We start from the raw sequence: 12,557 nt of genomic DNA, 5'->3' as shown, positions 1-12,557 counted from the left end.
CCATAAATAGCAACATATCTGTGTTTTCATACTGTCCACATCTTATTTATTCTAGTTTATTGCGATTTTAATTATTATATTCGCAAATATTTCTTTTTCCGCAAAGCTTTGTTAACTTTTTGTTGGCTTTTTGGTGGTTTTTGTTTATTATTTGCTTTAGTTACTGTTAATCTTATGTAACTAAAATAATTAAATAATGATTGCTACTATAAAGTAGTGACACCAGGGAGAATCAAATGTTAAACAATCAAGTAGCTAAAGCAGTGCGTGTCGCACTTGCATTTGGTGCAGCTTCAACAGCTGTATTTTCAGGTAATACAATGGCAGCCGAAGGCGCCGATAAAGTAGAAAGAATTGAAGTAACTGGTTCACGTATCAAAAGAACTGATATGGAAGGTGCGAATCCAGTACAAATATTAACACGCGATGACCTAATTGCTTCAGGTATTGGTAACGTAGGTGACATTCTTCAAGAAATTCCTTCAGTTGCTGGTGCGGGTACTAATGCTTCTGTTAATAATGGTGGCTCAGGTGCGGTGCGTGTATCTTTACGCGGTTTGGGTTCTTCAAGAACGCTAGTATTATTAAACGGCCGTAGAATGGTTGCGTCGGGTAGTGGTGCAAACTCTTCTGTAGATTTAAGTACAATCCCTACAGCAATTATCAAGCGAGTTGAAATTCTAAAAGACGGTGCTTCTGCAATTTACGGTTCAGATGCTATTGGCGGTGTAGTTAACGTTATTACACGTGATGATTTTGAAGGTTTTGAAGCTACAGCAAGTTACGATGCTTCGACACATGGCGGTGATGGCGAAACTAAAAGCTACGATTTTACTGTAGGTTTAACAAGCGATAAAGGCAGCGTGGTAGCTAGTGCATATTACGTTCAGCAAGGTTCTCAGTCTTCTGGTGATAGAGACTGGTCTAAATTTTCTTTAGACATGGATCATACAGGTGAGCTTTCTAAAGGTGGTTCTTCAGCTCCACCATGGGGTCGTTACAACGGTATTGATGGTTCAGTAGCTGGTGAAGATTGTTCTTCTTTTACTCACGGTGCAGCTAATGGTCCTGGTCAATCAGATCCAAGCGATTTTTCTAATCCAACTGGTTATGATTGTTGGGATTGGGATAAAGATACTTACAACTTTGCGCCTGTAAACTTTCACTTAACTCCGGCTGAGCGATATGGCGTATTTGTTCAGAGTAACTATGAGTTTTCTGATCATGTTCGTTTCTTTTCAGAAGTTAGTTTAAACCGCCGTATTTCAGATACTAAGCTTGCTCCATTACCTCTAGCACCACTTGCGTTCTTTGGTGTGACAAATGCAAATTATTCTGCAGATAACTACTATAACCAACAATTTGGTCCTAAAGACAGAAATGGTGACTCAGTTGAGATTTCTGATTGGCGCCGTCGTATGGTTGAAACTGGCGGTCGAGATACTCAATTTCGCGTAGATACAGTTCGCGCAGTAGTTGGTTTTGAAGGCGATATCAATGACGATTGGGGTTATGAAGTTTCATACATCTTTGGTTCAAGTGATTCTACAACTAAACGAGCTGGTGGCGTAAACTTTGAAAAAGTTTCACAAGCCGTAGGTCCTTCATTCCAAGACGTTGACGGTAGCATTGTATGTGGAACTGTAGATGATCCTATCGCTGGTTGTACATCATTAAATGTATTTGGTATCCCAGGAACTGATACTCAAGTTACTCAAGAAATGTTAGATTTTATTTCGTTTGAAGCTCACGATTTTGGTTCAAACGAACAGCAAATTATTAGTGGTAGTGTGTTTGGTAGTGCATTTGAATTACCAGCAGGTAGTTTAGGTATGGCATTTGGTCTAGAACATCGTGAAGAGAAAGGTGGTGATTTCCCTGATGCACTAATAGCATTAGGAATTACATCTGGATCTAGCCGTCAAGAAACATCAGGCAGCTACACTGTAGATGAGGCTTATGCTGAGTTTAATGTACCGCTATTATATGACGCACCTTTTGCAAAAGTATTAGAGCTAGATTTAGCAATTCGTTATTCTGATTATGATACTTTTGGCGATACTACAAACCATAAAGTAGGAATTAAATGGTCTCCTATGGACGGCCTTATGTTCCGAGGAACATCATCTACTGCATTTAGAGCACCTTCAACTTCTGATTTATTCTCTGGCGCATCAGATAATAGCCCTGAAGTTTCGGACCCGTGTGCTACTAACCCTACATCATTCTGTATAGCTGACGGCGTACCAGCAGCTGGTTTTGAACCTATTGGTGACCAATTATCTTCTACTCTTGGTGGTAACCCAGAGTTGCAACCAGAAGAAGCTGATATATTTACAGTTGGTGTAGTTTATAGCCCTGAGTTTGTTGATGGTTTATCTTTCACAATCGATTACTGGGATATCGAGCTGGAAAATGCAATTAGCTCTGTAGGCGAGCAGTTAATTTTAAACAAGTGTGCTGAAAGCGGTACATACTGTGATCAAATAACTCGTTATACATCAGGTATTTTAGCTGGTAACTCAAGTGACATTGATAACAGAAACATAAATGTTGGTGGTGTAGAGTCATCTGGTTACGACTTTAATGTTGCTTATACAACTGATACGTCAATTGGTTCATTATCAGCAAGTTTAGATGCAACTTACTATGACGACTACACAATAACTCAAGCCGACGGTTCAACACTTCAAAATGCTGGATACTACCGCCGAAATAGTGGTGATGGTAACTTCCCTGAGTGGAAAACTAACTTCAATGTATCGTTAGCTCAAGAGAATTGGTCTGCAACTTATGCATTGCGTTACATTGGTGAAGTTGAAGAAAACTTTACAAATATTGATCCTGATGATTTAGCTGATGTTAACTCTTCATTTAGAACTGAAGCCGTTAATATCGGTGGTACTCTTGATTCTTATGATGTTATTAGAACCGTTGACTCACAAGTAATACACAATGTTCGCTTTAGTTACTTCCTTGATAACTACACAGCTACTGTTGGTATTAATAACGTATTTGATGAAGATCCTCCGTATGCAGCAACAGGGTTTAACGATAATACAGACCCTCGTACTTACAATACAACTGGTCGTCATATATTCTTGACTCTTAACGCTAAGTTCTAGAGTTCAGAAAAACAATAATAAAGCGCTAATATTTATAATATTAGCGCTTTTACTTTAAGGGAATAAAATGAAAAAGCTAATCGTAATAATCATTTCAAGTTTACTATTTCTATCTGGTTGTAGTTCACTGAGTGAAGACTCTCTGAGCAGTAATGAAAATATGGTATGCGAAAAAATAGCGGTGACAGGTAGTAATATTAAAAAGCGTACATGCATGTCAAAAGAGTTGGCAGAAGAAAGACGCAAAAAAAACCAAGAGGCAATGAGAGAAATTAACAAAAGAGGAAATATTTACCAAGATAGGAACTAATTTTACTACTAAGTTTAATTGCAATATTTTAACTTATTTTTGAAATCTTGATGTGTTAGTACTAATAATAATACGGACAGGTTATCTATATTAAGTAAACTATTTGCTATTAAACTTACCCCTCCTCCAGGCTACATTATTTCATTGATTTTCGACTATCTGCCAAACCTTGTTAACGTGGTAACTTTGTATTTAGTTGGTGCTTTATCGTATTTCAATAACGTATGTTTTACAAAATTATTATATATGATTTATCTCTTGGTTTAGTTAAGTGGTTGATTTTAATTGTAATAAGTGTTTTAAGTGTTTGTCGTTATTTATAATTTATAGCTTATTTATTCTGAGTAATTATAAACTTTAGTTGTTCTATTTCTAGCGATAATCATTGTAGAGGCTCCCGGCAAAAGTATCTGTAAATATGAATATAGAGGGTATCCCGCATTACACTTAATAGGGAGTAACTCTTCTTAAGTACATTCAATATTAACAGTTAAGGCCGTATCAAATACATGTAGCTTATCTGATAATTTTGGATGTTTTAACTTTGATTTACCGGTTAATGTGATACTCAGATGAATGTTACCAAATTAGTAAATAAAGAGATGGTTTCAATATTATTAGAACAAGTATTAAGGAATAATATTGGCCAGTTAATAACCAAATGTTCAAGCACTACCTTCACAATTGAGTTCATAATTTCCTCTCATTAAACAAACACTCATCAGTCGATGCTCTTTTCGAGTATAAAAATGATAATGAACATTTTTACGACATATCAAAGAAAGTTTATTTATGATTTGCAGCTGGCTAGCTCAATAAATCAGGTTAAACACGATGTAGGCCAAATTACAAAATAATATAACCAAACTTATAATCTGACATGTGTACCAATAGTTCTAAACTGAATTTTTCAAACAAATTAAATGCAGGCAGTAGTAGGTATTTACATAAAAGCTACACAGGTAGCTTGGTTATAATCTGCCTATCCTAAAAAGATCAGGATAAAATTTAAGTGATTACTTCAAAAGGTTTTTTCCACATATCTAAGTTAAAAAACATAAAATTTACAACTCAGATTGCAAAATAAGGAAGGAGTAAGTAATTATGTATGTTTACACATTAATTGGGTCCATTCCTATAATAAATTTTACAAGCATACTATAAGTCATATACATCTTATTGTTAAGGTATAAAAGTGAGGTTATCTAATTGATAGTAAGGTTATTTTTTATTTCACCTTAAATAAAAGAGACACTTTTTTAAACCTGCAGCTTTAGATAAGTCTACTAAATATGAATGTTTTTATATATTTTAATGATGCTTTGTTACAAATCTTTACAAACGCTCAAGTTATTGTTATTAAAGTATTTTATTTTAAGGTGATATAAGCTTTAAATATACACATATTACTTTTTCAATAAAATCAGCTGCTTACTGTTGATTTTAATGTAATGGTGAAAGATACATTTGTTATTTTTGCTGGTTTAAAGTTAATAATGTGTTGACCTCTTTGTTTCTCTAGTACTATCATCCGTCACACAATAAAGTCCTACTGTACCTTCATATAGGCATTTTTAGTCTTATTAAGTGGCTTTATTGCGCATTAATTTTAAAAATTAAGCATAAATAATAAAATAGTATTCTAGGGAGAATCAAATGTTAAACAATAAAATTTCAAAGGCAGTTCGCTTAGCGATTGCTTTTGGTACAGCATCAACGGCTGTTTTCGCTGCAAATTCAATTGCGGCAGAAGAAGGCGTTGAAAAAGTAGAACGTATAGAGGTTACAGGCTCGCGTATTAAGCGTTTTTCAGAGGTTTCACCTACTCCTGTAACTACAATTACTGGCGAAGAGCTATCTAATGCCGGCATCACAAACATATCAGATTTGTTACAAAAGCTGCCTTCATCTGGCGTAGGCTCTGCACCTACAACAACTACTAACACTATTTTTGGTGCGGGTATAAATACTACAGATCTTCGTCAGCTTGGAGAAGGTCGTACTTTAGTACTTGTAAACGGTCGTCGATACGTAGGTGCTTCTGTAGATAATCCTGCGGTAGATTTAAACGGCATTCCGACTGAAATGATTGAACGTATGGATATTGTTCATGGCGGCGCGTCAGCAGTTTACGGTTCAGATGCAATTGCGGGTGTAGTTAATATTATTTTGAAAAAGTCTCAAGATACTATGGACTTCAACTACAAAAAATCTATTACAGAACAAAGTGGTGGTGAAGAAGAGTCTTTTTCATTCACATTTGGTGGTGAAAGCGACAAAATAAGTTTTATTACGAGCTTATCTTACTCAGAAACAGAACAGCTTGAAGCTCAAGACCGTGACTTTCTTCGTAACCCAGTTTCTGGGATGTTAAACCCTGATAATGTTTCTGACACAGATGGAATTCCACAGAATATTTTAGCTACAGGTGAGTTTGCCGGTTTGCAAACACTAGGCTATTACGATCGTGCAGGTGATGCATTCTTACCTGATGGCCATGTTGTATTTGGTGATAATGGTGAATTTAGTCCCGTTATAGTTGGTGGTGTAACAAGACCTGCGCCGAATAATCAACTTAGATATTTTGGTGACGGCTTCTCTAATGGTTACAAATTTATTGAACATCAAGATCTTGCAACACCACTTAATCGTTTTAATGTTTTTACAAACATTGTAAATAATTATGCTGACGATCATTCAATGAATTTTGAAGTTTCTTTTTCAAAAGCAAGTGCTTATGCAGAAAGTAGCCCAATTTTCCTTGCTGAATCGATTCGTTCAGATAATGCATTTTTAGACCCGGCTGCTAAAGCACAACTAGATGAAGCTGATAGAGATTCAGTTACAATTTATAAGCTAGCTTCGGGTTTCGGTAATCGTACCTATGAAGATGATCGCACAACACTTAATACAACTCTTTCTTTCCAAGGGTTACTACTAGAAGAGTTCGATTACGAAGTATATTTTAGTTACGGTCGCAATAAAAACGACACTACATGGAACGGTGAATTCCTTACTGAGAACTTTAACAAGGCTATTGACGCGGTAGAAATTGACGGAGCAATTCGTTGTGCAGACCGTGATTCAGATGGTTCTTTAGTTGGTGCGTTAGATGGTTGTCAGGCATTGAGCCTGTTCGGTCTTAATGGTGCATCTCAAGAAGCTTTAGATTACGTTACTACCTCAGCATCAATTTCTAAAGTTAAACAGCAGCAAGTTATTGGTGGTGTTATTTCTGGTTATGCTTTTGATATGCCTGCCGGTGGTGTTTCTTTTGCTTTAAGTGCTGAGCATCGTAAAGAAACTGGTTCTAATGAACCTGGTGCAGCAATGCAGAATAATCTAGTGTTTGGTAACTTTGTAAAAGCATGGGATGGTGAATTTACAGTTGATGAAATTGGTGTTGAAATGTCAGTTCCATTATTAGTGGATGCACCATTTGTTGATTCATTAAGCCTTGAGTTAGCCGCTCGTTACATGGATTACTCTTCAGTGGGCGATAATGTAGCTTGGAAGGTAGGCTTTAACTATGCAATGAACGATGAACTTCGTTTCCGTGGTACAAAGTCTAAGTCGGTTCGTGCTCCATCATTATCTCAACTTTATTCTGCTGGTACTCAGTCATTCGCGTCTTATGGCGATCCATGTGACCAAACTAATATATCTACAGCGAGTGATAGCAAAAAAGCAAACTTAATTGCTAACTGTCAAGCTGCAGGTATTCCAAACCCAGGTACTACAGTTGGAGATTGGAGACCATCTGATGATTGGCGTAGTGTTACTCCACCAAGTGTGAATTCAGGTAATGCAAACCTTCAAGAAGAAACGTCTGACGATACATTATTTGGTGTAATTTATACCCCAACTGAAAATATCACGTTAATTGCAGATTATTGGAGTTTTGACGTTGAAGATGCAATTAACTCTTTAGGTGCACAGCGTGTTATTGATGATTGTTACGAAGCGTCTAGTTTAGATAATAGTGCTTGTGACTTAGTTGACCGTGATCCTACGACTCTTGATATTTCTGAGGTTCGTAATGGACCATATAACTTAGCATCTTACTCTCTTAAAGGTGTTGATTTAGAAGGTACATACAAGTATGAAACGAGCTACGGTTCATTTAACTTCCGTTTACTAGCAAGTTACCTTGAGCATAGAGAGTTTAATACAGATGTTTCTAGCGAAGGCTATGAACCAACACCTACAGTTGGTGAAGTAAGATACCCTCGTTGGCAGGGTAACCTAACGGTAGGCTATACTTACGATGATTTATACGTAGGTATGATTGGTAAATACCGCCATTCAACAGTATTAGACAGAGAGTGGACTGCTGAAAATAACAACTATAATGATGTTCCTTCTTATACAGAATGGTCAATAAACGGTCGTTATACTGTTAGCGAAATGCTTGAAGTAAGATTAGGTGTTTCAAACTTATTTGATATTACACCTCCTAGAAATCCTGGCACATACGATGAAGGTGAGTATTACGACGTATACGGCAGACGTTTCAACTTAGGACTAAACTTACGTTTCTAATATCTTTAGTTAATAAGTTTATAAACGAAAGTGTTTAATATTAAAGCCTACTGAAATTTCAGTAGGCTTTTTTTATATTTTACTTGCCCTAATATGTGTTTATACCAACCGGCCTATATAGGGATTTATTTAACGATAAGTAAATCGCGCTATAACTAGGCAGAAATTTTTTATATCTAGTTGATATTACGTTTCGTAAGATAGGAAAATGTTGGATTTACTTAGCGGTTCTTCAGACGTTTAAAAAACAGAATGGATACCAACGAAAGATTATGTTTCATTACTTAAGCTGAAAATGTGGTGATTGGATATATTCTTGGGTAGTACAGCCCTCAACCTTGATCATATCTGATAGGCCAATTACTCTATTGATAGAGTGGTTACGTGCTTCAAAGCTACGTTAACAACGTCTTCGTATCCTTTAAAAGCCTATTCTAAATTTATTACATTCTAATCTGATGAATAGGGTGGTGCTTTAATATCTTTGAGTTTTAAAGCTATCAGCAACATCACATTACATCACGCATAACAGCAGCTCTTTCACTTTTTCGTTTCAGTATTAAGCTTGCGTCACTCGCATAGCGTCTTTATCTATATAAGGAGTTATTAACACTCCTACCTCGCCGACTTTCTGAAATACAGACTAAGCATTTATACATATTTAATAGTAATTACTACTAAAAGTGACTCAGCTATTTTAGTTAGCCTGCTATTTGTGCGCGATTTAGGAAATCAATGAACATATAGCTTTATGGATGTTTTCTTTTTTAGAAAGGCGAAATAGTGCTTTTCAGATAGTTGAATAGCTATAGTTGTCTCAATTGGCTTTGTTAATTTTTTTATTTTCTATTAACTATTCATTTTTTTGCATGCTTTTACACTTACATAATCTGCCACAATAAGGAAGTAAGTAATTTGTTTTAGGCGAGATTTAGATATGATTTCTTCTATAGGCAGCACTTATTTTAAATTATTTTTTTGCAATAATACAACCATATAACAAGACAGCAATACAATAATAAATTATTGCAAAAAGGGCATCGTGTTTGTTTTTTGTTACTTTAAAGCTTTGTAAATAAAGAGTTTTATTTGGTTAGCCAAGTGTTGACCTTTTGCATAAGTTAGGACTACTATTCGAATCAAAATAGGTACTGCAATTAAATGCAGACCGTTTTTGAAGGCAAAACAATTAAAATAGTATTCTAGGGAGAATCCAATGTTAAATAATCAAGTTTCAAAAGCTGTTCGCTTAGCGATTGCTTTTGGTGCAGCATCTACAGCTGTTTTTTCTATGAACACAATCGCTGCAAACGAAGGTGTTGAGAAAGTAGAGCGTATTCAAGTAACGGGTTCACGCATAAAGCGCACTGATATTGAAACAACCGTGCCAATCACATCAATTGGCCGAAGTGATATTATTCAAATGGGCGCATTGAATGTAGCTGATGTTTTGAATCAATCCCCGGTCACTATTGCTGGTTCAAACCAATCAAATAGTGCATTTGGTACTACAGGCGTTGGTCTTAACACTACATCTTTACGTAACTTAGGTTCTTCAAGAACATTAGTATTAGTGAATGGTCGTCGCTTTGTATCAGGCGTTTCTCCATCAAGTGGTTATGCGGTTGACTTAAATGCAATACCAGCATCAATGATTGAACGTATTGATATTCTTAAAAGTGCTTCTTCAGCGATTTATGGTTCAGATGCTGTTGCTGGTGTTGTGAACATTATTACGCGAAGCGATTTTGAAGGTGTTGAAGTTAACGCTCAAACAGGTGTTTCAGATGAGTCTGATCGCGAAAAATATTCTTTAAACCTTACTGCTGGTAATAGCTGGGATTCAGGTAGTGTAACAATTGCTGCTGGATATGATGATGATAAAGGTCTGAAGTCATCCGATCGAGACTTCTCAAAATATGATGAAGCTATATTTTTGAATGATGAGGGTGGTGAATATGTTGGTATTCAGAATTCTTCATATCCGCCTCAAGGCCGTGTTGGCGCATACAATGCAGATGGGACACCTTATGTAGGTGATGAGAATTCATTCAATCGTGCTTCTTACCGACAGTTAGTTACCCCGCTTGAGCGTAAATACGCAGCAGTTAATTTTAAACAAGATATTTCAGATAGTGTTCACTCTTTCACGGAAGTAAACTGGAATTCATCTAAAACATACAACTCGACTATTGAACCAACTCCTTTTACTACGGATGATGTATATCTACCTTCACGTGGTGGCGTTGGTGGGATTAAACTGGGAAGCCCTTTAGTTCCAGACCTTTTACGCCAAAATTTAATGTCTGATAATACTGATTTAACAATGGATAATAATATTCCAACGTTAGTTCGCCGTATGGTTGAGTTTGGTGCTCGTTCAACAGATTTAGAGCGTGATACTATCCGTATTGCGACAGGTATAGACTGGGAAATTAATGACAACTGGCTTTTAAACTCTTATATTTCATGGGGTAAAACTGACCAGCGCCAAGAAAACGGTGGTCAAATAAATGTTGAACGTGCTGCAAATGCATTAGATGTATACACTAACGCAGAAGGTAACGTCCAATGTTCTAATGATTTAGCAGTACTTCAAGGATGTGTGCCTTTAGATTTGTTCGGTGCAGGAACTTTGTCTGATGAAGCTGTTGCATATGTAAGATCACCTGCAAAATCTCAAGGTCAAGTTGAGCAATTTATATTTTCAACAACCCTTTCAGGTGAATTACCAATTGAGCTAGAAGGTGGTATGGTTGGTCTAGCAGTTGGTGCAGAACATCGTCTTGAAAAAGGTTCATACTCTCCAGGTGATTTAGCGCAAACTGGTGCTTCAAGTACAAATAAATCTGAGCCTACGAATGGTAGCTTCTACACTAACGATGTTTTTGTTGAAACTGTATTACCAGTTCTCGAAAATGTTGAACTAGATTTAGCCGCTCGCTATTCAGATCATGAAATTGTTGGTGGACAAACAACATGGAATGCAGGTGTACAATACTCTCCTACAGATACAGTAAAATTAAGAGCATCAGCAGCGCGAGCTATTAGAACTCCAAATATTGCTGATTTATTCGGTGGTAGAGGTGAAACATTTTCAGGTGTTGCAGATCCATGTGATGCAATTACTGCATCATCTACCGGAAATGTAGCGGCTAACTGTCTTTCTATCGCTGAAGTGGCTAATCGAGTTGCTACTGAAGGCGCATTCAATTTAACAACTATTGAACGTCAAAGCACTGGCGGTTATGTTGGTGGTAATGAAGATGTAAAAGAAGAAACATCTGATTCATTTAGTGTTGGCGCTATTTGGCAAGTGACTGATGAATTTTCATTAACGCTTGACTACTACGATATTGCTGTAGATAACGCTATTGCTACCACTGCTAGAACAACGGTATTAAACCGATGCTACGGTGTTAATCCATCAGACTTTGATGCGACATGTGGTGGGGCAATACGTGATACAAGAGGTGCTTTGACAGAAGTTAGCTCTGGTACTAGCAATGAAAATGATTTAAGCACAAAAGGCTTGGATATTGAATTAAGCTATAAACAAGAATTTGCTTACGGGCAATTATCAGCTGACTTGATTTGGAATCATTTGTATGAGTATGCTGAAACATCAATTGAATCTGGTGAAGAGATAGATTACAGAGGTGAAGTATTAACTCCTACTAATCGTGCAAATTTAAATTTAGGCTATGCAGTTGATGACTTTGCAGTATCATGGCGCATGAAGTACTGGGCAAGTTCAAATGATAGTAATATTGAAGGAAACCAAAATTTCTCAACTGGTGCTCCTTTAGAAAAGTTTAATCGCTTCCCGACTGTTATTTATCATGATCTATCAGGTACTTATAACATCACTGATGGAACAGACGTTACTTTGTCAGTTCGAAATGTTTTTGATAAGCAACCTCCTGTAGCAAACCAAAGTTCTGTAAGTGGAGCATCAGGTATAAACACTGTTGGTGAAGCTTATGATGTTACTGGTCGTTATTTCCAGTTAAGCTTTACTACTAAGTTCTAATTGTTATTTATATAAAATGATAAAAGCCGCGATTTTAATCGCGGTTTTTTTATAAATAAATTTTATATACATTAATAAATTATGTGTCGTAGTTATTTTTGAAAAATACCCTTATACTAAAAAAGAATATTTAAATAAATCTAATCACACAATTTAGCGAGATATAAATGAAAGAAGTCCGATCTTTTATTAAAACAGCATCATTAACGGATCTTGAAAAAGCCCAACAGCTTATCAATGATGCAATTTCAAAATATACCCAGCAGCAAAAAGCGAAACAGGAAGTTTTGGATCTTTTAAAAGAAAAAGGACTTACGCTAGAAGATTTACAAGATGGAGCATCAGACAAACGTACTAAAGTTAAGCCTAAGTACCGCATGGAACTTAATGGTGAGACTATTGAATGGACAGGCCGTGGCCGTCGTCCTAAAGCGTTTGAAGGTGTTGAGCTTGAGAAATTTTTAGCCTAAAGCTAAATATAAGAGAAGCTTCGGCTTCTCTTTTTTGTTTACTCCTCAATAAAATATAATTAAAGTTTAAAACTCCC

5 protein-coding genes are annotated in these 12,557 nt (G+C 36.3%); all 5 read left to right on the top strand.

Annotation, left to right across the window (positions count from 1 at the left end; all coding sequences use genetic code 11):
* Positions 1-236 precede the first annotated feature (236 nt).
* The 5 genes from QL995_RS14540 (at position 237) to QL995_RS14520 (ending at position 12,480) form a co-directional block, all read left to right on the top strand.
* A complete protein-coding gene (locus QL995_RS14540; protein ID WP_007584034.1) occupies positions 237-3,125 on the top strand; it encodes a TonB-dependent receptor in 2,889 nt (962 codons plus the stop codon).
* A gap of 67 nt (positions 3,126-3,192) precedes the next feature.
* Positions 3,193-3,435, top strand: a complete 243-nt coding sequence (locus QL995_RS14535; protein WP_024593662.1) for a hypothetical protein — start codon at positions 3,193-3,195, stop codon at positions 3,433-3,435.
* 1,656 nt (positions 3,436-5,091) lie between these two features.
* Positions 5,092-7,977: a TonB-dependent receptor gene (locus QL995_RS14530; RefSeq protein WP_024593663.1), complete on the top strand. Its 2,886-nt coding sequence runs from the start codon at positions 5,092-5,094 to the stop codon at positions 7,975-7,977.
* A gap of 1,216 nt (positions 7,978-9,193) precedes the next feature.
* Positions 9,194-12,010 (top strand): TonB-dependent receptor, encoded by a 2,817-nt coding sequence (locus QL995_RS14525; protein ID WP_290294463.1) that lies wholly within the window; start codon positions 9,194-9,196, stop codon positions 12,008-12,010.
* A 167-nt stretch (positions 12,011-12,177) separates the two neighbouring features.
* The gene (locus tag QL995_RS14520) at positions 12,178-12,480 is read left to right on the top strand and encodes an H-NS histone family protein (RefSeq protein WP_007586043.1); all 303 of its coding nucleotides are present in this window, start codon (positions 12,178-12,180) and stop codon (positions 12,478-12,480) included.
* Positions 12,481-12,557: the final 77 nt, after the last annotated feature.

The organism is Pseudoalteromonas sp. APC 3358 (assembly GCF_030408075.1).
GTDB classification, from domain to species: Bacteria; Pseudomonadota; Gammaproteobacteria; order Enterobacterales; family Alteromonadaceae; genus Pseudoalteromonas; species Pseudoalteromonas arctica.
This window is presented reverse-complemented; position numbering and strand designations above follow the sequence as displayed.